Raw genomic sequence first — 21,586 nt, 5'->3', positions numbered from 1 at the left:
CAGGAAAGGCCCAAGATGATCCTGGGGATCGGCACCGACCTTGCCAACATCGATCGTATCGCCGGAACGCTGGAGCGCTTTGGCGACCGCTTCCGAAACCGCGTCTTCACCCCCGAAGAGCAGGCCCGCGCCGCGCGGCGCCGCGACGTCGCGGGCACCTATGCCAAGCGCTGGGCCGCCAAGGAGGCCTGTTCCAAGGCGCTGGGCACCGGGCTGCGGATGGGGATCGCCTGGCGTGACATGCAGGTCACCAACCTGGCCACCGGCCAGCCGGTGATGCACGTGACCGGCTGGGCGGCAGAGCGACTGCGCGCCATGACGCCGCCGGGACATGAAAGCGTGATCCACGTGACCCTGACCGACGATCACCCCTGGGCACAGGCCTTCGTGGTCATCGAGGCCCTGCCGAAAAAGGATAAGGGCGACACCGGCGGCGGTTGACTCCCCCGGTCGCGCCTTTCATTTACCCCGAAACCACATGAGGGATGCCAAAACATGGCGAACGAGGCCAAAACCGACAGCTGGGCGGTCGAGACCATCAAGACGATCGTCTACGCGCTGCTGATCGCGGGGGTGTTCCGCACGCTCTTCTTTCAGCCCTTCTGGATCCCTTCGGGGTCGATGAAGGACACGCTGCTGATCGGCGACTTCCTCTTCGTCAACAAGATGGCCTACGGCTACTCGGCTGCCTCGTGCCCCTTCTCCATGTGCCCGATCGAGGATCGCATCCTCGCGTCCGAGCCGGAGCGGGGTGATGTCGTCGTCTTCCGCCACCCGGTCAATGGTCAGGACTACATCAAGCGGCTGATCGGCCTGCCGGGCGACAAGGTGCAGTTCAAGGGCGGCCGCCTTTACCTGAACGGCGAACTGGCCCCTCAGGAGCCCGCGGGCACCTTCGTCGAAACCTATGAAAAGCAGGGGCCTGTGGGCAACCTGCCGAGCTGCAAGGACGGCCTGCCGGTCGGGCTGGGCGCGACCTGCGTCAAGGACCGCTACACCGAGACGCTGCCCAACGGGCTGTCGCATTCGGTGCTGAATATCGTCGACGGCCGCTTCGGCGATGACACCCCCGTCTTCGAGGTGCCCGAGGGCAATTACTTCTTCGTTGGCGACAACCGCGACAACAGCCAGGACAGCCGCTTCTCGCAGGCGGTCGGCGGCGTGGGCTTCGTGCCGTCGAAATACCTGATCGGCCGGGCCGACCGGATCATCTTCTCGTCGGCGGGCCGCTCCATGCTATATTTCTGGACTTGGCGTCCCGATCGTTTCTTCAAGGGAATCTCGTGAACCTTTCGGCTGAACTCGACCAATTCTCCAAGCGGATCGGCTATCGCTTCAGAAAGCCGGAGCGCCTGGTCGAGTCTGTCACCCACGCCTCGATCTCGACCGCGACCCGCCCCGACAACCAGCGCTACGAATTCCTGGGCGACCGAGTGCTGGGCCTGGTCATGGCCGAGGCGCTGCTGAAGGCAGATCCCGCGGCCTCGGAGGGGCGGCTGGCGCCCCGGTTCAACGCGTTGGTGCGCAAGGAGACCTGCGCCGAAGTGGCCCGCGATGCCGACCTGGGCAGCGTGCTGAAGCTTGGCCGTTCAGAGCAGATGTCGGGCGGCCGCCGCAAGGAGGCCCTGCTTGCCGACGCCATGGAAGCGGTGATCGCGGCGGTCTACCTGGACGGCGGGTTCGAGGCGGCGCGCGACATGATCCTGCGCCTCTGGGGCGACCGGATCGAGAAGGTCGAGGCCGACGCCCGCGATCCCAAGACCGCGTTGCAGGAATGGGCCCAGGCCCGGGGGCAGCAGCCCCCCGCCTACCGCGAGGTCGGCCGCGACGGCCCCGACCACGCGCCGCAATTCACCATCGAGGCCCGGCTTGCCGATGGCCTGAGCGAACAGGCGACGGCCGGCTCCAAGCGCCAGGCCGAACAGGCGGTGGCGCGCAAACTTCTGGAACGGGTTGAAAAGAATGGCTGATCGCAAGGAAAACGACCCCGGCAAGGACGGCGCCGAGGCAACGCCCGAGGAGCGCCGCGAGGAGCCCCATGAGGCGTCCGGAGCCGAAGGCCAGCCCATGGATCCCGCCTCGGACGAGGGGATGCTGACCCAACCCGAGAATTCGCGCGCCGGCTTCGTCGCCCTGATCGGCGAGCCGAACGCCGGCAAGTCCACCCTGCTCAACCGCATGGTGGGGGCCAAGGTCTCGATCGTCACGCACAAGGTGCAGACGACCCGCGCCCGCATTCGCGGCGTGGCGCTGGAAGGTGCCTCGCAGATCGTTTTCGTGGACACGCCCGGTCTGTTCCGGCCCCGCCGCCGGCTGGACCGCGCGATGGTCGCCGCGGCCTGGTCCGGTGCCGCCGACGCCGATGTCGTCGTCCTTCTGATCGAGGCCCATCGCGGCCTGACAGAAGGGGTCGAGGCGATCCTGGAGGCGCTGAACGAACGCGCGCCCGACCGTCCCGTGGCCCTGGCCATCAACAAGATCGACCGCGTGAAGTCCGAGGCCCTGCTGGCCCTGACCGAGAAGCTGAACGCGGCCTATCCCTTCACCAAGACCTTCATGATCTCGGCCGAGCGGGGTCACGGTGTCGACCACCTGCGCGAGTGGCTGGCGCAGGAAGTGCCGGCGGGCCCCTGGCTTTACCCCGAGGATCAGATCGCCGACCTGCCGATGCGCATGATCGCCGCCGAGATCACCCGCGAGAAACTGACCCTGCGCCTGCATCAGGAACTGCCCTACCAGCTGACCGTCGAGACCGAATCCTGGGAAGAGCGCAAGGACGGCACCGTCCGCATCGACCAGCTGATCTATGTCATCCGAGACGGTCACAAGGGCATCGTGCTGGGCAACAAGGGTGAGACGATCAAGGCTGTCAGCCAGGCCTCGCGGGCCGAGTTGACCGAGTTCCTTGGCCGCACGGTGCACCTGTTCCTACAGGTCAAGGTGCGCCCGAACTGGCTGGAAGAGCGCGAGCGCTTCTCGGAAATGGGTCTTGATTTCAATGATGGCGACTAGGTTCGCATGACCCGGCTCACGGCCGAATTCTGGGTCGACGCCTACATGCGCCGCCTTCAGCTGGCGGACATCCCGGCCTACCTGATGCGTCGGGGCGATGCGACGGCGGGGGCCGTGCTGGTGCGGCTCGATACGATGGACGGGCAGGCGCGGGTCTTCCAACGCTCCTTCGACCTGATGACCGGAGAGCGGCGATGGGTCGTCCTGGCCGAGGGGCCCGAGGCCGAGGTCGGCCAGACCCTGGCCCGCCAGGCCGAGCGGGATCCGGACCTGTGGATCGTCGAGATCGAGGATCGCCAGGGCCGTCACATGCTGGACCAGCCCGGGCTGGACGGCTGAGCGCCTGACCGGCTGGGAGGGTCGCAGGATGGACTGGAGAGACCGCGGAACGCTTCTGAGCCTGCGCAAGCACGGCGAAAGCTCGGTCATCATCCAGGTCTTCACCGAGGGGCACGGGCTGCACGCGGGCGTGGTGCGCGGCGGCACCGGCCGACGGCTAACCACCATCCTGCAACCCGGCGCCCAGCTTGAGGTCGTCTGGCGCGCCCGGCTGGACCAGCACATCGGCGCGTACACGGTCGAGCCGTTGCAATCGCGGGCGGGGCTGTTGTCGGACAGGCTGGCGCTGTCGGGGCTGAACGCGGTCTGTGCGCTGCTGGCCTTCTGCCTGCCCGAGCGTGCGCCCATGCCCGGGCTTTACACCCTGACCCAGGCGCTGCTGGCGGCGATGGAGGACAGCGACGACTGGCCGCTGGATTACCTGCACTGGGAAATGGCGCTGCTGGAGCAGATGGGCTTTGGCCTGGATCTGACCCGCTGCACCGTCTCGGGCCGGACCGAGGGGCTGACCTATGTCTCGCCCCGCACCGGCAAGGCGGTCCACGCCGAGGCCGCCGGCGAATGGATCGACCGGATGCTGCCCCTTTCGCCCGCGCTGGTGCGGTCAGAGGGGGTGGGCCTGTCGGATCTGCTGGCAGGGCTGGCGACGACAGGCCATTTCCTGGCCAACCGCCTGGCACCGGAACTGGGCGACCGGCCCCTGCCCAAGGCGCGGCAGCGGCTGGTGGATTTGCTGGCCCGGGAATAGGCGAGGGCGCGCCGTGGCCCCCCTAAAGCGGGCTGATCACCACGAAGGCATCCGTGTCCAGCAGGATGACGGGACCGGCGGTGCGATTGTCGCGGGCGGGCGCGGTGACGCGCGGGCTGGCGACCGCGCGCTGGCGGGTCGCACCACTGGTCTGGGGCGCCTTGGCGGTGGGGATCTCGGGCACGTCGCCGGGCACACGGACGGGCTCCGCCTCGGCGGGTTCCGAGCCGACCCTGCGGAAGACAAGCTCGGCCGCGCCTTCGGGATCGCTCAGCATCAGCATGTCACCCGCCACATCGGCGATACCCATGGTTCTCAGCGCCAGGTAGGCGCTCCGGTGGCTGCGGGGATCCTTGCAATCCCCCTTGTCGGGGGACGAAAGCGCCCCAATCTCGATCCAGGGGTAGGGTGCCTCCTGCGCGGCCTTGAACGGGCCGCAGCTTGTCTGACCAGTGATTTGCCGGGGGCCGGGAAAGCCGATCTGGAATCCGGGCTCGGCCGGGCGGCCGCCCAGGCTCACCAACTCCCAGCGGACGCCCCGGTCGATCTGGCCGTAGATGGTCTCATCCGGCTTGTCGCACCAGGACAGCGCCAGCGGCGCAAGCAGGCTCAGCAGAAGGATGCGCATGGTCTAGCCCACTCCCGTCGCGGAAAGGAAAAGGGCGGTTTCGGCAGCGCTCTCGCGGGCGTCCATGAACTCCATGTCCATGTCCGCGACGGCGCGCGCGTTCGATACGTCGGTGCGCCGGCCAAGGGTGGGAAGCACGGGCCGCAAGCTCCGGTCGAAGAGGGCCATCGCCCGCACCAGCATGTCAGGCGCGACACGCTCCTTGATGCGGCGGTCGGGCAGGGCCTCCTGCACCGCGGCGGCCAGATCGCTGAACCACATGAACCGCTCGGCCGCGATGTAGCGGCGACCCTCGGTCTCGGGGCGGCTGATGGCCCGCAGGTGCATCTCGGCCACGTCGCGCACGTCGACGGCGGCAAAGCCCAGCCGCGGCAGCATCGGGTCCGTGCCGCGCATCAGCCGCTGCACGATCGAGACGGAACTGCCGAAATTGCGGTCGAGGGGCGGGCCCAGGACCAGCCCGGGGTTGATGGCCGTCAGGCGCAGCGCGGGAGCCTCGGTCCCGGCGATACGCCATGCCGCCCGCTCGGCCTCGGTCTTCGAGCGGACATAGGCGCCGGCGGTCGGGTGGGCGGGGTCGGTCCAGTCATCCTCGGTAAAGACTTCTCGATCGGCTGGCAGGTCGCGCGACAGGATGGCGGCGACCGAGGAGGTCAGGATCACCCGCTCGACCCCCGCGCGGGCCGCGGCGCGCAGGGCGCGCTCGGTCCCCTCGACGGCGGGACGGATGAGGCTCGCGGCATCGCGCGGCTCGGCCAGAGGAAAGGGCGAAGCCGTGTGCATCAGGATATCGACGCCCGCCATCGCCTCGTCCCAGCCCTCGTCCCGGTTCAGGTCGAGGGTGACGAATTCCAGCATGTCGGGCAGCGTATCAGGATCCCGCAGGTGGGGGCGCAGGGCGCGGCGTACCTCCTCGGCCCGGTCAAGATCGCGCACGGATCCGCGCACGCGCAGCCCCGCCTTCAGCAGGCGCAGCGCGACGTGCTTGCCGATGTAGCCGGTGATGCCGGTCAGCAGGACGGTTTCCTGGTCCATTGCCCAATCCAGTGGTTGCAGATCAGGGCAAGGTAGTGCGCGACAGGGGTGAAATCAAAGGGCCTTGGATCAACCAAGCAGGCGTCTGGCGATGACTTGAGCCTGAATCTCGGCCGCACCCTCGAAAATGTTGAGGATTCGCGCGTCGCAAAGAATTCGGCTGATCGCATATTCCTGGGCGAAACCGTTACCGCCGTGGATCTGGAGGGCGTTGTCGGCAGCCGCCCAGGCGACCCGTGCGCCCAGAAGCTTGGCCATTCCGGCCTCCAGGTCGCAGCGCTTCCCGCCATCCTTCTGGCGGGCGGAATGATAGGTCAGCTGCCGCGCGATCATGATCTCGACCGCCATCATCGCAAGCTTTCCGCTGACCCGCGGGAAGGCGATCAGCGCCTTCCCGAATTGCTTGCGGTCCTGGGCATAGCGCAGGCCGGTATCCAGTGCCGACTGGGCCACGCCGATGGCGCGGGCGGCGGTCTGGATGCGGGCACTTTCGAAGGTCTGCATGAGTTGCTTGAAGCCTTGCCCTTCAACCCCGCCCAGCAGGTTGTCGCCCGAGACGCGGAAGCCGTCGAAGCCCAGTTCGTATTCCTTCATGCCGCGATAGCCCAGCACCTCGATCTCGCCGCCGGTCATGCCGGGGGTGGGGAAGGGGTCGGCGTCGGTGCCCGGCTCTTTCTCGGCCAGGAACATCGACAGGCCCTTGTAGTCGCTGGTGGCGGGATCGGTCCGGGCCAGCAGGGTCATCACATGCGCGCGGGCGGCATGGGTGATCCATGTCTTGTTGCCGGTCACCAGATAATCGTCGCCCTCGCGCACCGCACGGGTGCGCAAGCTGCCCAGGTCCGACCCGGTGTTGGGTTCCGTGAAAACGGCCGTTGGCAGGATCTCGGCGCTGGCGATCTTGGGCAGCCAGTGCTGTTTCTGCGCCTCGGTGCCGCCGCACAGGATCAGCTCGGCCGCGATCTCGGATCGGGTGCCGAGCGAGCCGACACCGATGTAGCCGCGCGACAGTTCCTCGGACACCACGCACATCGAGGCTTTGGATAGGCCAAAGCCGCCGTATTCCTCGGGAATGGTCAGGCCGAAGACGCCCAGTTCTGCCATCTCCTCGATGATGGGCATCGGGATCAGCTCGTCGCGCAGGTGCCAGCCGTGCGCCTCGGGCTCGACCTTCTCGACGGCGAAGCGGCGGAACTGTTCGCGGATCATCTCCAGCTCGTCATCAAGGCCGGTGCGGCCGACGGTGACGTTCGCGGACTGCTCCTGCATCAGCTCGACCAGGCGGGTGCGGCGGGCTTGGGTGTTGCCCTGCTCGATCAGCAGGCGCACTTCGCCATGCTCGAGACAGGCCGCGTCGGCGCGGGTCAGCCCCATGTCGTGCAGGCGAAGGATCTCGCCTTGGCTCATGGGGATGCCACCGGCGAGCTGGCCCAGATACTCGCCAAAGGCGATCGCGAGGATCAGCCGCTCGACCTCACCCAGGGTGCCCTCGGCGTCCAGGCGCTCGGCCCAGGCCTGCATTTGGGTCAGCGCCTCGATGTAGGTCGCCAACCAGGCAAGCCCGTGGCTGGCGGACTGCTCCGCCTCGACCAGGTCGGCGGCGACGCGCCCGTCGCGTACCGTGCGCTCGCGTCCAAGTTGCGTGGCGCGCTCCAGCAACGGCGAGACGGCGCCGAGTGCGGCCGAAGTCACGGCAAGAAGCTCTCCGTCGAGCCGGCTTTTCGCTTGGATCGCTGTGCTGTCTTGTCCATCATGCGGCATCGGGAGGGCTCCTCTCGCAGGGTCGGTTCGGCCATTGGCCCCTTCGCGGCGGGGGCCGGAAATGACATAGGATGTTTGCAGGTGCAGCGCAACAAAAATACGTCAGAAGTTACAGAATTGAACGATAATGTCTTTGCGGCCGATCCTGATTTCCCCTTTTCCAGCAGTGAGTTTACCTTCTTTAAGCCTGGTCGGGGGATCCTGATCGAATTCCCCGTCCGCCCTGACGTGGCTGCAGCGCAGAAAGCCGGGCACCACCCGGACCACCGGGCTGTGGTCTAGGTGGAGTATGCTGGCATCACGGGCGGGCTGGAAGGCTGGATCGTCTGGGTCGCGGTCGCCTCGGCCTTCGCGGCCGGCGTGGTGAAGGGCACCATCGGTTTTGCCCAGCCCATGGTGATGATGTCGGCGCTGGCCTCCTTCGTCTCGGTCGAGGTGGCGCTGGGACTTCTGATCCTGCCCACGCTTTTCACCAACCTGATGCAGGCGCTGCGGGGTGGCGTGCGGCCAATGCTGGACGCGGTGGCCCGCAATCGCCGCTTCCTGGTCGTACTGCTGCTGACCTTGGCGCTTAGCGCGCAGTTGGTCCCGCTTTTGCCCGCCCGCACGATGTTCCTGCTGGTGGGGCTGCCGATCCTCTTTTTCGCGGTGCCCCAGCTTCTGGGCTGGCGTCCCGCGTTGCACAGCCGCCACCGCCGCCGGGGGGAGGTCATCCTGGCCGCCGTGGCGGGGTTCATGGGCGGCACCTCGGGCACCTGGGGCGCGCCGACGGTGGCCTACCTCACCATGCTGGAAACCCCCAAGGCGCAGCAGCTTCGCGTGCAGGGCGTGATCTATGGGCTGGGGGCGGTGATGCTGCTTGTGGCACATGTGAAGTCGGGCGTGCTGAACGCGGCGACGGCGCCCCTGTCGGCGGCGCTGATCATTCCGGCCTGCGTGGGGCTGGCGCTGGGCTTCCAGATCCACGACCGGCTGGACCAGGAGCGGTTCCGCCGGGTGACGCTGATCGTGCTGGCGGTCGCGGGGCTGAACCTGATCCGGCGGGCCGTCACCGGCTGAGCGGAAGAGACGGGTGGAAACGAAAACGGGGCGCCCCGGCCAGGGCGCCCCGTTTCAATTCACGCGTTGCGGATGGTTCAGCCGATGGCGACGGCGCGCACATCCTCGTCGATGTTGGCCTCGTACTGGGCGAAGTTGTCGGCGAACATCTGCACCAGCTTGCGGGCCTGCGCGTCGTAGGCCGCGGGGTCGTCCCAGGTGTTGCGCGGGTCCAGCAGCTTGTCGTCGACGCCGGGGACCGAGACCGGAACCTCGAAGCCGAAGTTCGGATCCTTGCGGAATTCCACATCATTCAGGCTGCCGTCCAGGGCCGCCGTCAGCAGGGCGCGGGTGGCCTTGATCGGCATCCGCGAACCGGTGCCGTAGGCGCCGCCGGTCCAGCCGGTGTTGACCAGCCAGCAGGTGGCGCCGTGCTTGGCGATCTTCTCGCTCAGCAGCTTGCCGTAGACCTCGGGGCGGCGGGGCATGAAGGGCGCGCCGAAGCAGGTCGAGAAGGTGGGTTCGGGCTCGGTCACGCCGCGCTCGGTCCCGGCGACCTTCGAGGTGAAGCCGGACAGGAAGTGGTACATGGCCTGCGCCGGCGACAGTCGCGAGATCGGAGGCAGAACGCCGAAGGCATCGCAGGTCAGCATCACGATGTTCTTGGGGTGGCCGCCAAGACCGGTGTCGGACGCGTAGTCGATGAATTCCATCGGGTAGGCGCAGCGCATGTTGGCGGTCAGGCTGTCGTCGTCGAAGTCCAGTTCCTTGGTGTAGGGATCGTGGACCATGTTCTCGATGACGGTGCCGAACATCGTCGTGGTGGCGTAGATGTCGGGCTCGGCTTCCTGGGACAGGTTGATGGTCTTGGGATAGCAGCCGCCTTCGAAGTTGAAGGTGCCGCGATCGGACCAGCCATGCTCGTCATCACCCAGGAGGGTGCGGTTGGGGTCGTTCGACAGGGTGGTCTTGCCGGTGCCGGACAGGCCGAAGAACACGGCCGTGTCGACCGGGTTGCCCTTGGCGTGGTTGGCCGAGCAGTGCATGGGCATGACGCCCTTCTCGGGCAGCATGTAGTTGAGCAGCGAGAAGACGGATTTCTTGTTCTCGCCGGCATATGCGGTGTTGGCGATCAGGATCATCTTCCGGTCGAAGTTGACGGCGATGACGGTCTCGGAGCGGCAGCCGTGACGCTCGGGATCGGCCTTGAAGCTGGGGCAGTTGATGACGGTGAAATCGGGAACGAAGCTGTCCAGCTCGGAGGTCTCGGGGCGGCGCAGCATGTAGCGGATGAAGAGCTGGTGCCAGGCAAGCTCGTTCACGACGCGGACATTCAGACGGTGCTCCGGATCGGCGCAGGCATAGAGGTCCTGCACGAAATACTCGCCGCCTTGCATGTGGGCGATCATGTCCTCATAAAGCCGGTCGAAGGCCTCGGCCTCCATCGGGGGGTTGTTCTCCCACCAGATCTTGTCGGCGTTGGACTCGGATTTGACCGTGAACTTGTCCTTGGGGGACCGTCCGGTGTGCGCGCCGGTGGTCGCCAGAATCGTGCCGCCCTTGCCCAGAGTGGACTCGCCACGCTTCAGCGACTCTTCGATCAGCGCCGGCTCGAGCAGGTTGTAGTGAACTGCCTTGAGACCAGAAATACCTTGTTTCTCCAGCGTCATGGCTGGATTAACGCGTCCTGTCGTCATCGTATTGCTCCCGATACGGAGAGGCCGTATGCCGGACCGCTCCTTTTCGTCATCCGTCGCGCGAGGGACCAGTCCCGCGCCGCCTGAATCATTCAGGCGCGCTACCCTTAACACGGCTCAACTGCGGGAAAACAGGCGGGTTGTTACGGTTAGCGCAACCAATTCAGGCGGAATGTGCGGCAAATTAGTCAAAGGTAACGAAATTCGGCCATAGCTGGGCCCAGATGGCGGGCACGATTCGCGATTTGTGTTGATTCAAGGACGTAATGCGCAGAGATTGCGTGAAAAAGATAGAAATCGGGCAGTAAGGGGACAGGCTAATGTCGAAAATCGCCTTGGTCGACGACGACAGGAACATCCTGACGTCGGTTTCAATGACTCTCGAAGCCGAGGGTTTCGAGGTTGAGACCTACAACGACGGGCAGACCGCCCTGGACGCTTTTGCGAAGAACATGCCGGAGCTTGCGGTTCTGGACATCAAGATGCCGCGCATGGACGGCATGGACCTGCTTCAGCGGCTGCGTCAGAAATCGAAGATGCCGGTGATCTTCCTCACCTCCAAGGATGACGAGATCGACGAGGTCCTGGGCCTGCGCATGGGGGCGGACGACTACGTCAAGAAACCCTTCTCTCAGCGTCTTCTGATCGAACGCATCCGCGCGCTTCTGCGCCGGCAGGAGGCCCTTGACGGCCGTGCCGAACCCGAGACGCCCGACCAGACGGTCATGATCCGCGGGCAGCTTCAGATGGATCCGCTGCGTCACGCCGTGTCGTGGAAGGGCCAGGAAGTCACCCTTACCGTGACCGAGTTCCTGCTGTTGCAGGCCCTGGCACAGCGGCCCGGCTTCGTGAAAAGCCGCGATCAGTTGATGGACGTCGCCTATGACGATCAGGTCTATGTCGACGACCGCACCATCGACAGCCATATCAAGCGCCTGCGCAAGAAGATGCGGAGCGTGGATCCCGAGTTCTCGGCGATCGAGACGCTTTATGGTATCGGATACAGATACAACGAGGAATGACACTCGCGGAAGGGGGGCCGTTGGCGAAGAAAGCGCCGAAGAACGCCGACGTGCTGATCGGCGAGGATTGGGTCGGGGCGTCCGAGTCGGTCGAGGATGACCTGCGCGCCGGCCGCGAGAAGCGCGGCTTCATCACGCTGCGCAGCTCTCCACTGGCCCGCAAGATCATCACCTTCAACCTGATCGCCCTTATCATCCTTGTGGTGGGGGTTCTCTACGTCGACCCGTTCCGCGGCAGTCTTGTCGTTCAGCGCGAGCGTGCGCTCGTGACCGAGGCGCGGCTTCTGGCCAACCTGGTCGAGGCCCAGCTGCCGGCCGAAGGCGCGCCCGACCTGGGACCCGACATGGCGCCCCAACTGCGCCGCAGCATGGCCCTTCTGGACCTGCCCGCGGGGGTCGAGGTCTTCGTGCTGGACCGGCAGAAGCGCATCCTTGCGACCACCCAGGGTCTGGCCCGCGAAACGGCCGAGTTGACCGCGACGCCGGCATCCGAAGGGTCTCCCAAGGCTCATCTGACCGACGCGTTTGATCGGGCCTTTTCCTGGCTGAAGGGGCTTTTCGGCACCAACCGGCTTGACGAGAACCGCATCGACGCGGTCGCCGAGATCACCAAGCGCGCCGACATCGCGCTGGCCGGCAAGACCTCGATCGAGGCGGTCGACAGCTCGGACCGGGGGGTGATCTATATCGTCTCGACGCCGGTCATCACGGGCGGGCGCGTCCTGGGCCTGGTCTCGGTCATGACCTCCAACGAAGAGATCGAGGCCTTCGTCCGCTCCGAGCGGGAGCAGGTGTTGCAGATGTTCCTGCTGGCGATGATCGTCTCCATCGGCCTCAGCATGGTCCTGGCCAGCACCATCGCCAATCCGCTGTCGGACCTTGCCCTGGCCGCCGAGTTGGGCCGCGACAAGAACGCCCGCAAGATGAGTCCCAGCCGCGTCCGCATCCCGGACCTGACGGCCCGCCCCGACGAGATCGGCCGCCTTTCGGGCGCCCTGCGCGGGATGGTGATGGCGCTGTACGACCGCATCGATTCCAACGAACAATTCGCCGCGGACGTGGCCCACGAGATCAAGAACCCGCTCGCTTCCCTGCGTTCGGCAGTGGGCAGCCTGCGTTTCATCAAGAAGGACGAGCAGCGCGAAAAGCTGCTGGACGTGATCGACCATGACGTGCGCCGCCTTGACCGGCTGGTCAGCGATATCTCGAACGCGTCCCGCCTGGACAGCGAGCTGGTCAAGGAGGACGAGGAGCCTTTCGACCTGCTGCGCATGCTGGGCCACCTGATCGAATTCCACAGCGCCGAGGCGGCTTCGCGCGGGGTCGAGTTCATCTCGGACATCCCCAAGGAGCCGGTCATCATCGACGGTCTCGAGGGGCGCCTGGCGCAGGTATTCGTCAACCTCATCACCAACGCCGTCAGCTTCTGCTCCGAAGGGGACGCGGTCCGCATCTGGGTTCGCCGCCGTGACAATCGCGTGCTGGTGGTGGTCGAGGATACCGGCCCCGGCATCCCCGAAGAGGCGCTGAACAAGATCTTCAAGCGCTTCTACTCCGAGCGTCCCGAGAAGCAGTTCGGCAACCATTCGGGCCTTGGCCTGGCCATCTCGAAGCAGATCGTCGAGGCCCATGGCGGCGTTATCTGGGCCGAGAATATCCGCCCGACCGATGCCGACATCACCTCCGAGCCGCTGGGCGCCCGTTTCGTGGTCGGCCTTCCGGTCTGACGGCGGTGCCTGCCGAACCCCTGACAGTTCACGCAAGCGCCGTCAGCATCGACGGGCGGGGTGTCCTCGTGACCGGCCGGTCCGGGGCGGGCAAGTCGTCCCTGGCGCTGGAGCTGATCGCCCTCGGGGCCGAACTGGTGGCCGACGACCGGGTCGAACTGGTGTCCGACGGCGCGGGGGTGAAGATGCGCTGCCCGACCCCCATCCGCGGCCTGATCGAGGCGCGGGGCGTGGGCCTTCTGCGGGCGCCCGCGGCCAGCGGCCCGATCGCCCTGACGCTTTGCGCCGATCTGGACATCACCGAGGAAGAGCGCATGCCACCCGCCCGGGTGCGGAATTTCCTGGGCCATGACATTGCCCTCGTTCACAGATCCGGGATGTGCCATTTTGCGGCGGCGATAATTGTCTATCTCAGATTCAACGGACGTGCTGCCTGAAAGGGACCCGCCATGCGCGAGCAGGGCTTCAATACTCTCGTCATGATCACCGGGCCTTCCGGCGCCGGGCGCTCGACCGCGATCAACGCGCTCGAGGACCTCGGCTACGAGGCGATCGACAACATGCCCCTCAGCCTGCTCGAGCCGCTGCTGAAGAACGCGCCCCTGAACCGGCCGCTGGCGCTTGGCTTCGACACGCGGAACCGGGATTTCTCGGGCGCGGAACTGATCGAGCTGATCGAGCGGTTGACCGCGCGCACCGACATCAACCTCGAGGTGGTATACCTGGACTGCCGGCCGGAGGTTCTGGTGCAGCGCTTTTCCGAGACCCGGCGCCGCCACCCCATGGCCCCGGCCGAGACCCCGGCCGATGGCATCGCCGTCGACATCGACCTGCTGATGCCGATCCGCAGCCGCGCCAATATCCTGATCGACACCTCGGATCTGACCCCGCACGAACTACGGGCCGAGATCGCCCGCTGGTTTCAGCCCAAGGATGCGCTGACCCTGGCCATCACGGTCCAGTCCTTCAGTTACAAACGCGGCGTGCCCCGGGGCATCGACATGGTCTTCGACGTGCGCTTCCTGCAAAACCCCTATTGGGAGCCGGCGCTGCGCCCGTTCAACGGTCGCGACACGCCGGTGCAGGACTATGTGAAGGCCGATCCGCGCTTCGAGGAGTTCTTTCACCACCTGCTGGAAATGGTGCTTCTGCTGCTGCCGGGATACCTTGCCGAGGGCAAATCGCACCTGTCGATCGGCTTTGGCTGCACCGGCGGGCAACACCGTTCCGTCACATTGGCCGAAACCCTCTCCATGGCCCTTGAAGAACGGGGATGGCAGGTGTCTAAACGACATAGGGAGCTTGAGCGGACAGGTGGGGGGGCACCTGCGTCGGACAAAGGGACACAAGCGTGATCGGTATCGTCATCGTCGCGCATGGCGGGCTTGCCAGGGAATACCTGGCCGCGGTGGAACATGTTGTCGGTGACCAACCCGGCATCCGTGCCATCTCTATAGAGCCCGATCATGACAGAGGCGTGAAACAGCGAGAAATCTGTGCGGCCGCGGATGCGGTCGACGAGGGTGAGGGTGTCGTCGTGGTGACGGACATGTTCGGCGGCTCGCCCTCGAACCTGTCGCTGATGGCCTGTCACCCGGTGAATCGCAAGATTCTCTACGGTGCCAACCTGCCCATGCTCATCAAGCTGGCCAAGTCCCGCCGCCTGCCGGTAGCCGAGGCGGTCACCGCCGCGATGAATGCAGGGCGCAAATACATCAACAGTTTTGACGGATCCGCCGGCTAAGCCCGCGTGCCAATGAAAAGGGGGGCTGGAATGCCGGAACGCGTTCTCAAGATCGTGAATGAAAAGGGGCTGCATGCCCGCGCCTCGGCCAAGCTGGTCGAGGTGGTCGAGGCCCATGATGCCGAGGCCACCGTCAGCAAGGACGGGATGGACGTGTCGGGCGATTCGATCATGGGGCTTTTGATGTTGGCGGCGTCGAAGGGCAGCGAGATCCGCATCGCCACCAAGGGCAACGCGGCCGAGGATCTGGCCGCCGCGCTGGAAGAGCTGGTCACCAACCGCTTCGGCGAGGACCGCTAGACCGACCGCCTCGATCCCGCGTTCCCCGCGCCGGTTCAGCGGGTCGGAACGGGATCGCCCTCACCGCGATAATCATAGAAACCACGCCGGGTCTTGCGGCCCAGCCAGCCGGCCTCGACGTATTTCGTCAGCAGGGGGCAGGGACGATACTTGGTGTCCGCCAGCCCGTCGTGCAGCACGTTCATGATCGCCAGGCAGGTGTCGAGCCCGATGAAATCGGCCAGCTCCAGCGGCCCCATGGGATGATTGGCGCCCAGTTTCATCGAGGTGTCGATCGACTTCACGTTCCCGACGCCTTCGTAAAGCGTGTAGATCGCCTCGTTGATCATCGGCATCAGGATGCGGTTGACGATGAAGGCGGGAAAATCCTCGGCGGTGGCGGCGCTCTTGTTCAGACGCTCCACGACCTGGAGGCAGGCCTTGAAGGTGGCCTCGTCGGTGGCGATACCGCGAATCAACTCGACCAGCTGCATCACCGGCACCGGGTTCATGAAGTGGAAGCCCATGAATTTTTCCGGCCGGTCTGTGCGGCTGGCCAGCCGGGTGATCGAGATCGACGAGGTGTTCGAGGTCAGGATCGTCTCGGGCTTGAGGTGCGGCAGCAGATCCTCGAAGATTGCCTGCTTGACGGTCTCACGCTCGGTCGCGGCCTCGATCACCAGGTCGGTCTGGCCAAGGTCCGACAGCTTCAGCGTGCAGCGGATCCGGTCCAGGGCGGCGGACACCTCGTCTTCCTCGATCTTCCCGCGGGAGGCCTGTCTTTCAAGGTTCGAGCGGATCAGCGCCAGGGCGCTGTCCAGCGCCTCCTGGGTGATGTCGGTCATGAGGACGTCATAACCGGCAAGCGCGCAGACATGGGCGATGCCGTTGCCCATCTGGCCCGCGCCGACGATCCCGATGCTCTTGATCTCCATCCGCTGTCCTTTCGCTGATCGGCGCCGAGCATATGGACTGGCGCGACCGGCGCAAGGCGGAACGACCGGCGGGGACCGGGCTAATTTTAAGCTTTCCGTTTTGGTAAGCCTTGGCCTGCAGAAAGGTCCCCGGGTGAAGTTTCAATGCGGGGGGTCGAGATGACCTGCGATCGTTCATTTGACGAGGCGATGGACTATGACGAGTGCCGGTACGAGGGATCGGCACAGATATTCCGGGGGCAGAATTCGGGTTCTCGCCCGGCAAAGGCCAAGGCGGCCCAGGGGCCACCGCCCATGCGCAGCGCCGGCACCGGCCAGGAGGTGGCCTTCGTCGGTGCGGCGATGTTCTACGGGCGCTGCGTGCCCCGGCCGCTGCCGGATCTGGTGGCCGAGGGGCTGGGCGTGCCGACCGTGAACCTGGCGATCCACAACGCGGGGTTGGACGTGTTCCTGCGCGACGGGGCGGTGATCGACATCTGCCGCCGTTCGCGCGCGACGGTGATCCAGGTGCTGGGCGCCGCCAACATGTCGAACCGCCTTTACACGGTTCATCCCCGCCGTAACGACCGCTTCCTGGAGGCGACAGATGCGCTGCGCGCCCTCTACCACGATGTGGATTTCACCGAGTTCAACTTCACGCAGCACATGCTGCGCAGCCTGTGGGAACGCTGCCCGAAACGCTTCGGCGCGATCGAGCACGAGTTGCAGGCGGCTTGGACCGCGCGGATGCGGCTGTTGCTGGACCGGATCGGCGGGCGCATCACCCTGCTGTGGATGTCCGAGGCGCCCTGCGCCGCCCAGATCGCCCCGGCGGACCGCTGGCGCTCCCCTCTATTCGTGACCGCCGGCATGGTGGCGGCCCTGCGCAAGGAGGTCAGCGATCTGCGTATCTGCCGGATCAGCGCCACGGCCCGGGCGACCCAGGCGCAGGGGATGATGGTCGGCCCCGACGATGCGCGCATGGCCGCGCGGCTGGTGGGCCCTTCGGCCCATCGCGAGGCGGCGGCGCATATCATCGACTCGCTGGCCGACCTGGGGGCCGGAACGCAAGCGGGCCCGCCCCGGGGGGCGGACCCGCAGATCCGTTCATCGTTGATCCGGCCGGATCAGAGCTTTTCGACCAGCTCCGGCACGGCGGTGAAGAGGTCCGCGACAAGCCCGTAATCGGCGACCTGGAAGATCGGGGCCTCTTCGTCCTTGTTGATCGCGACGATGACCTTCGAGTCCTTCATCCCCGCCAAGTGCTGGATCGCACCCGAGATGCCGACCGCGATGTAGAGGTCGGGGGCGACGACCTTGCCGGTCTGCCCGACCTGCCAGTCGTTGGGCGCAAAGCCCGAGTCGACGGCGGCACGGCTGGCGCCGACGGCAGCGCCCAGCTTGTCGGCAAGCTTCTCGATCAGGGCGAAGTCATCCTCGGAACCGACGCCGCGGCCGCCAGAGACGACGATGCCGGCCGAAGTCAGCTCGGGGCGGTCGGATTCGGCGACCTTGTCCTCGACCCATTCCGACAGGCCCGGATCCACGGCGGCGCCGATCTGCTCGACCGAGGCCGAATTGGACTGGCCCGCGGCGTCGAAGGTCGAGGTGCGGATCGTCATCACCTTGACGCTGTCGCGCGACTTGACGGTCTGGATCGCGTTGCCGGCGTAAACCGGGCGCTCGAACGTGTCGGCGTCCTTGATGCCCGAAACGTCGGACAGCACCATTACGTCTAGCAGCGCGGCGATGCGCGGCATGATGTTCTTGGCGTCGGTCGTGGCCGGGGCGACGATATGCGAATAGTCGCCGGCCAGCGAAACGACCAGCGCGGCGACCGGCTCGGCCAGGCGGTGACCGTAAAGCGGATCCTCGGCGCAAAGCACCTTCGCCACGCCGTCGATCTTGGCGGCGGTCTCGGCAGCGGCGGCACAGCTTGCGCCGGTGCAGAGCACGGTCACGTCACCCAGCGCCTGGGCCGCGGTCACGGCCTTGGCGGTCGCGTCGACCGACAGTTCGCCATCGGTCACTTCTGCCAGAAGAAGTACAGCCATCAGATAACCCCCGCTTCGTTCTTGAGTTTGTCCACGAGCTCGTCGACCGAACCGACCATGACGCCGGCCTTGCGGGCGGCGGGCTCGGTGGTGCCGACGATTTCCAGCCGGGGCGAGACGTCGACGCCGTAATCCTCGGCGGTCTTCTCGTCCAGCGGCTTCTTCTTTGCCTTCATGATGTTGGGCAGCGAGGCATAGCGCGGCTCGTTCAGGCGCAGGTCCACGGTGACCACGGCGGGCATCGCGACGGCGATGGTCTGAAGGCCGCCGTCGACCTCACGGGTGACGCGGGCCTTGTCGCCCTCGATCTCGACCTTCGAGGCGAAGGTCGCCTGCGACCAGCCCAGCAGCGCCGCCAGCATCTGACCGGTGGCGTTCATGTCGTTGTCGATCGCCTGCTTGCCGCAGAGGACGAGGCCGGGCTGTTCCTGCTCGACCACGCCCTTGAGGATCTTGGCCACGGCCAGCGGCTCGATGTCCTGGTGCACGTCATCTGCAGCGACGACCAGGATGGCCCGGTCGGCGCCCATGGCCAGCGCGGTGCGCAGGGTTTCCTGCGCCTGCTTCACGCCGATGGAGACGGCGATGACCTCTTCGACCTTGCCGGCCTCCTTGAGGCGGATGGCCTCTTCGACGGCGATTTCGTCGAAGGGGTTCATGGACATCTTGACGTTGTTGAGATCGACACCGCTGCCGTCCGACTTGACCCGGACCTTGACGTTGTAATCGATCACGCGCTTGACCGGCACGAGCACCTTCATCTGCGTTTTCTCCCGTTTAAATGCCGGCAGACCCGGCACGCCAATTATTTCGGTCACAGGCTTAACGGGTCATGCAGGGGGAAAACAGGGCAAAGTTGGCCCTGCGCCGGGGGGCGCCGCGACGTTCACTGGCGGGCGACGGGCCTCTCAGCCCTCGCGATTGGCGCCGGGCACCCACAGCACGTCGGCCGCACCATTGTCATTGGCGATCCGGGCCGCGCAGAAGAACCAGTCGCTGAGCCGGTTGAGATAGCGCAGGGCCGCCGGGTTGACGGGTTCGTTCACCGCCAGTGTCACGGTCAGCCGTTCGGCCCGGCGGCTGACCACCCGGCAGAGGTGAAGCTGTGCGGCCAGGGCGGAACCGCCGGGCAGCACGAAGGACCGAAGCGGCGTCAGTGCCGTGTTCATCGTGTCAATCTCATGCTCCAGCCGCGTCACCTGAGCCTCGGTCACGCGCAGAGGGGGATACTCGGCCTCGGCGTCACGGTCGTGGCCGGGACGGCAGAGGTCGGCCCCCAGGTCGAAAAGATCGTTCTGGATCGCGGCCAGGCGGGCATCCATGTCCAGCGCGCCGTCCGGGGCGGCCGACTGGCCCTTGGGGGCGTGCAGGCGGGCAAGCCCGACGGTGGCGTTGGTTTCGTCTACCGTGCCATAGGCCTCGACCCGGGCGGCGTCCTTGCGCACGCGCATCCCGTCGCCCAAGGCCGTGTCGCCGGCGTCACCGGTGCGGGTGTAGATCTTGCTGAGCACCACCATCGGGGATTACCGCCGCACGAAGACGAATAGCAGGATCAGCACCACGGCCACGAACTGGGCCGCCACGCGGTAGCGCATGAGCCGGTTGGCGTGCTTGCGGTTGAACTCTCCGCCCTTGGCGAAGCCGCCGATCCCGAGCAGCAGGATGATCACCACGACAGCCATCGCAAGGGCGATCAGAATGAATAGCGGATCCTGGAACATGGCGACTCCTTGTGTCGGGACATGGGTCCGTTGAACCCTATCTGGCGCCGGAAAGCCAGTCCGACGCACGGGTCGGCAAGAGGCGTTTCATCGCGGCTGCGCCGTAGGTCGGCGTGGTCACGAAATAGCGCGGGCGCGGCTTGGTAGCCTCAAGCGCGTGGATCAGCTTGGCCGTGACGGCCGAAGGCGGCAACTCGAAGCGCGACTTTCCCTCGTGATCGTGCAGGCGGGGCAGTAACTCGGCCTCGTACTGGGCGGCACGGGCCGAGGCCTTCCAGTCGATCCAGCGCGCGAACTGCTTCTGGGCATTGCGCCGGAAAGCGGTGCGGATCGGGCCGGGTTCGATCAGGCAGATGTGAACGGGGGTGTCCGACATTTCCAGCCGCAGGGTGTCCGTCAGCCCCTCCATCGCGAATTTCGTGGCGTTGTAGGCGCCGCGCCAGGGCATGGCGGCAAAACCCAGCACGGAGGAGTTGTTGACGATCCGCCCGTGCCCCTGCCGCCGCATCACCGGCAGGACCCGGTTGATCAGGTCGAACTGCCCGACGAGGTTCGTCTCGAATATGGCGCGCAGGGCGTCGCGGGGCAGATCCTCGACCGCGCCGGGAATGGCATAGGCACCGTTGTTGAAAAGCGCATCCAACGTCCCGCCCGTTTTGCCCAGCACGTGATCCAGCGCCGCGCCGATGCTGTCGGGGGCATCGTAGTCAAGCTGGGGGCTGTCGAACCCCTCGGCCGTCAGGCGCTCGCAATCCGTGGCCTGGCGGCAGCTTGCGAACACCGTCCAGCCGCGGTCGGCCAGGGTGCGGGCGGCGTCGGCACCAATGCCAGAGGAGCATCCGGTGATTAGGATCGAACGGGTCAAGGCGCCTCCGGGGCTGATGTGGTCTTGTCCAACGGGTGTAGTCGGCGCGCGTTCTCATAACAAGCGAGACGCCGGGCGGCGGGTGCGGCACAAAAAAAGTGGCGCCCAAGGGCGCCACGAAGGATGTCAACATTTATGGATGCCGGCGCGGTCAGCTTTCGCGCGGGTTCTTGTCCGAGAGGAACTTGGCCGACATGTAGCCGATCTTGCCATTCTCGTCGCGGATCTTGGCCCAGCCATTGTCGAGGCTGTCGAGAAGGTCGGCGGCGGAACCCATGTTCAGCTTGCTCAGGACGGGGTTCTTGGTCGAGGGACCGGCGCGCATGTTCACAACGTTGCCGGTGACAAACACCTTGTTGGCGGCATCGGCCTTGTCTTCTGCGACAGCGGCGGTTTTGACCTCTTCGGTGGCCTCGGCCGGCTCTGCGGTGGGCAGGGGGGCCTTGGTGGCGGCGACGGCGACCTTGATCGCGTCTTCGTCGCTCAACTTGGCCGTGTAGAGGGCGGTGTTGCTTGCGGCGGCACGGCTCACGACGGCGCCTTCGCTCTCGGTCGAGGCCTGGGCGGCGGAGATCTGCGACGTGGGCCCCCCATCGCCAAATACAACCATGGTCATGTAGACACCGGCGGTCAGGGCGGAGGTGAGACGAAGCATTTTTATTCTCCAGTATTGTTCTGTTGACATTTGCTGAACCAACTCCATGCGCGCCGAAATGGTTCGCGGCGGAGGGCATATTTTTTCCATAAAATTATGGGAACCATTTGCCCGCGGGCCGCATGGGCCTGCCGTCCGGGAAGGTGGCGGGCGGACAGCCGCTCAGCGTGGGGCCGCCGAGGGGAGAACTTGAGGCACCTGATCCTCGGCAAAATTTGGCCGGATCCTTGAGGGTGCGAAACCACGTATTAGGGCTCTGTTGCACAAAGCCTCTGATGTCCGGAGTTCCCCTTTCCCCGGACGGATTCATCCCACGGTTTCTGTGACAGGGATGCCAAGCGCGGTGT

General features: G+C 66.0%; 26 protein-coding genes. 15 read left to right on the top strand and 11 right to left on the bottom strand.

The genetic code is table 11. From position 1 onward, the window contains the following. Nucleotides 1–15 precede the first annotated feature (15 nt). From acpS to recO, 6 genes are all read left to right on the top strand, one after another. A complete protein-coding gene (acpS, locus tag CLV77_RS11885) occupies nt 16–441 on the top strand; it encodes a holo-ACP synthase (protein WP_076980113.1) in 426 nt (141 codons plus the stop codon). A gap of 54 nt (nt 442–495) precedes the next feature. Then, nucleotides 496–1,287, top strand: a complete 792-nt coding sequence (lepB, locus tag CLV77_RS11880) for a signal peptidase I (RefSeq protein ID WP_076980114.1) — start codon at nt 496–498, stop codon at nt 1,285–1,287. Next, the gene (rnc, locus tag CLV77_RS11875; protein ID WP_076980115.1) at nt 1,284–1,970 is read left to right on the top strand and encodes a ribonuclease III; all 687 of its coding nucleotides are present in this window, start codon (nt 1,284–1,286) and stop codon (nt 1,968–1,970) included. Before lepB ends, rnc begins: the two co-directional genes overlap by 4 nt. 121 nt (nt 1,971–2,091) lie before the next feature. Beyond that, on the top strand, nt 2,092–3,012 hold the full coding sequence (gene era / locus CLV77_RS11870; RefSeq protein WP_197685785.1) for a GTPase Era: 921 nt from the start codon (nt 2,092–2,094) through the stop codon (nt 3,010–3,012). A 6-nt stretch (nt 3,013–3,018) separates the two neighbouring features. Further along, nucleotides 3,019–3,351, top strand: a complete 333-nt coding sequence (locus tag CLV77_RS11865; protein WP_076980116.1) for a DUF1491 family protein — start codon at nt 3,019–3,021, stop codon at nt 3,349–3,351. Nucleotides 3,352–3,379: 28 nt separating this feature from the next. After that, on the top strand, nt 3,380–4,099 hold the full coding sequence (gene recO, locus CLV77_RS11860; protein ID WP_076980117.1) for a DNA repair protein RecO: 720 nt from the start codon (nt 3,380–3,382) through the stop codon (nt 4,097–4,099). Between the two features lie 22 nt (nt 4,100–4,121). Here the strand turns inward: recO and CLV77_RS11855 are convergent, their stop codons facing one another. From CLV77_RS11855 to CLV77_RS11845, 3 genes are all read right to left on the bottom strand, one after another. Then, nucleotides 4,122–4,727, bottom strand: a complete 606-nt coding sequence (locus tag CLV77_RS11855; RefSeq protein ID WP_076980118.1) for an META domain-containing protein — start codon at nt 4,725–4,727, stop codon at nt 4,122–4,124. A gap of 3 nt (nt 4,728–4,730) precedes the next feature. Further along, nucleotides 4,731–5,762 (bottom strand): NAD-dependent epimerase/dehydratase family protein, encoded by a 1,032-nt coding sequence (locus tag CLV77_RS11850; protein WP_076980119.1) that lies wholly within the window; start codon nt 5,760–5,762, stop codon nt 4,731–4,733. A 69-nt stretch (nt 5,763–5,831) separates the two neighbouring features. Beyond that, nucleotides 5,832–7,523, bottom strand: a complete 1,692-nt coding sequence (locus CLV77_RS11845) for an acyl-CoA dehydrogenase family protein (protein WP_076980120.1) — start codon at nt 7,521–7,523, stop codon at nt 5,832–5,834. A gap of 81 nt (nt 7,524–7,604) precedes the next feature. Between CLV77_RS11845 and CLV77_RS16395 the strand changes: the two genes are divergently transcribed. Together CLV77_RS16395 and CLV77_RS11840 are read left to right on the top strand one after the other, a co-directional pair. Continuing rightward, nucleotides 7,605–7,805 carry a hypothetical protein gene (locus CLV77_RS16395; RefSeq protein WP_143815122.1) on the top strand — a complete coding sequence of 67 codons (201 nt, stop codon included), beginning with the start codon at nt 7,605–7,607 and terminating at the stop codon, nt 7,803–7,805. Next, entirely contained in the window at nt 7,806–8,582 is a 777-nt protein-coding gene (locus tag CLV77_RS11840) for a sulfite exporter TauE/SafE family protein (RefSeq protein ID WP_076980121.1), read from the top strand. A 77-nt stretch (nt 8,583–8,659) separates the two neighbouring features. Here CLV77_RS11840 and CLV77_RS11835 read toward each other — a convergent pair whose 3' ends face one another. Next, a complete protein-coding gene (locus CLV77_RS11835; protein WP_076980122.1) occupies nt 8,660–10,258 on the bottom strand; it encodes a phosphoenolpyruvate carboxykinase in 1,599 nt (532 codons plus the stop codon). Nucleotides 10,259–10,578: 320 nt separating this feature from the next. Between CLV77_RS11835 and CLV77_RS11830 the strand changes: the two genes are divergently transcribed. Genes CLV77_RS11830 through CLV77_RS11805 form a run of 6 tightly spaced genes read left to right on the top strand, consistent with a single transcriptional unit; the run spans nt 10,579 to nt 15,051 of the window. Further along, a complete protein-coding gene (locus tag CLV77_RS11830) occupies nt 10,579–11,280 on the top strand; it encodes a response regulator transcription factor (RefSeq protein WP_076980123.1) in 702 nt (233 codons plus the stop codon). Next, the gene (locus tag CLV77_RS11825) at nt 11,277–13,007 is read left to right on the top strand and encodes a sensor histidine kinase (protein ID WP_076980124.1); all 1,731 of its coding nucleotides are present in this window, start codon (nt 11,277–11,279) and stop codon (nt 13,005–13,007) included. Before CLV77_RS11830 ends, CLV77_RS11825 begins: the two co-directional genes overlap by 4 nt. A gap of 5 nt (nt 13,008–13,012) precedes the next feature. Then, nucleotides 13,013–13,444 (top strand): HPr kinase/phosphorylase, encoded by a 432-nt coding sequence (locus tag CLV77_RS11820; protein ID WP_076980125.1) that lies wholly within the window; start codon nt 13,013–13,015, stop codon nt 13,442–13,444. 12 nt (nt 13,445–13,456) lie between these two features. Beyond that, entirely contained in the window at nt 13,457–14,362 is a 906-nt protein-coding gene (rapZ, locus tag CLV77_RS11815) for an RNase adapter RapZ (protein ID WP_076980126.1), read from the top strand. After that, on the top strand, nt 14,359–14,751 hold the full coding sequence (locus CLV77_RS11810) for a PTS sugar transporter subunit IIA (RefSeq protein WP_076980127.1): 393 nt from the start codon (nt 14,359–14,361) through the stop codon (nt 14,749–14,751). The genes rapZ and CLV77_RS11810 overlap by 4 nt, the downstream gene beginning before the upstream one ends. 30 nt (nt 14,752–14,781) lie before the next feature. Beyond that, nucleotides 14,782–15,051, top strand: coding sequence for an HPr family phosphocarrier protein (locus tag CLV77_RS11805; RefSeq protein WP_076980128.1), 270 nt, complete (start codon nt 14,782–14,784; stop codon nt 15,049–15,051). A gap of 35 nt (nt 15,052–15,086) precedes the next feature. Here CLV77_RS11805 and CLV77_RS11800 read toward each other — a convergent pair whose 3' ends face one another. After that, nucleotides 15,087–15,965, bottom strand: a complete 879-nt coding sequence (locus CLV77_RS11800; RefSeq protein WP_076980129.1) for a 3-hydroxybutyryl-CoA dehydrogenase — start codon at nt 15,963–15,965, stop codon at nt 15,087–15,089. A gap of 159 nt (nt 15,966–16,124) precedes the next feature. Here CLV77_RS11800 and CLV77_RS11795 point away from each other — a divergent pair, with 159 nt between their 5' ends. Then, nucleotides 16,125–17,129, top strand: a complete 1,005-nt coding sequence (locus tag CLV77_RS11795; RefSeq protein WP_157802057.1) for a DUF6473 family protein — start codon at nt 16,125–16,127, stop codon at nt 17,127–17,129. Here the strand turns inward: CLV77_RS11795 and CLV77_RS11790 are convergent. The 6 genes from CLV77_RS11790 to CLV77_RS11765 all read right to left on the bottom strand — a co-directional run bounded on the left by CLV77_RS11790 (nt 17,072) and on the right by CLV77_RS11765 (nt 21,239). After that, entirely contained in the window at nt 17,072–17,998 is a 927-nt protein-coding gene (locus CLV77_RS11790; protein WP_076980131.1) for an electron transfer flavoprotein subunit alpha/FixB family protein, read from the bottom strand. The genes CLV77_RS11795 and CLV77_RS11790 overlap by 58 nt on opposite strands. Then, nucleotides 17,998–18,759 carry an electron transfer flavoprotein subunit beta/FixA family protein gene (locus CLV77_RS11785; protein ID WP_076980132.1) on the bottom strand — a complete coding sequence of 254 codons (762 nt, stop codon included), beginning with the start codon at nt 18,757–18,759 and terminating at the stop codon, nt 17,998–18,000. The genes CLV77_RS11790 and CLV77_RS11785 overlap by 1 nt, the downstream gene beginning before the upstream one ends. 147 nt (nt 18,760–18,906) lie before the next feature. Further along, nucleotides 18,907–19,515, bottom strand: a complete 609-nt coding sequence (locus CLV77_RS11780) for a cob(I)yrinic acid a,c-diamide adenosyltransferase (RefSeq protein WP_076980133.1) — start codon at nt 19,513–19,515, stop codon at nt 18,907–18,909. Between the two features lie 6 nt (nt 19,516–19,521). Continuing rightward, complete coding sequence (locus CLV77_RS11775) at nt 19,522–19,719, bottom strand: twin transmembrane helix small protein (RefSeq protein ID WP_076980134.1); 198 nt, start codon at nt 19,717–19,719, stop codon at nt 19,522–19,524. A gap of 37 nt (nt 19,720–19,756) precedes the next feature. Beyond that, nucleotides 19,757–20,584 (bottom strand): SDR family NAD(P)-dependent oxidoreductase, encoded by an 828-nt coding sequence (locus tag CLV77_RS11770; protein ID WP_076980135.1) that lies wholly within the window; start codon nt 20,582–20,584, stop codon nt 19,757–19,759. Nucleotides 20,585–20,735: 151 nt separating this feature from the next. Next, nucleotides 20,736–21,239 (bottom strand): SH3 domain-containing protein, encoded by a 504-nt coding sequence (locus CLV77_RS11765; RefSeq protein ID WP_076980136.1) that lies wholly within the window; start codon nt 21,237–21,239, stop codon nt 20,736–20,738. Nucleotides 21,240–21,586 lie beyond the last annotated feature (347 nt).

It is taken from the genome of Brevirhabdus pacifica, assembly GCF_002797755.1.
Taxonomy (GTDB): Bacteria; Pseudomonadota; Alphaproteobacteria; order Rhodobacterales; family Rhodobacteraceae; genus Brevirhabdus; species Brevirhabdus pacifica.
This window is presented reverse-complemented; position numbering and strand designations above follow the sequence as displayed.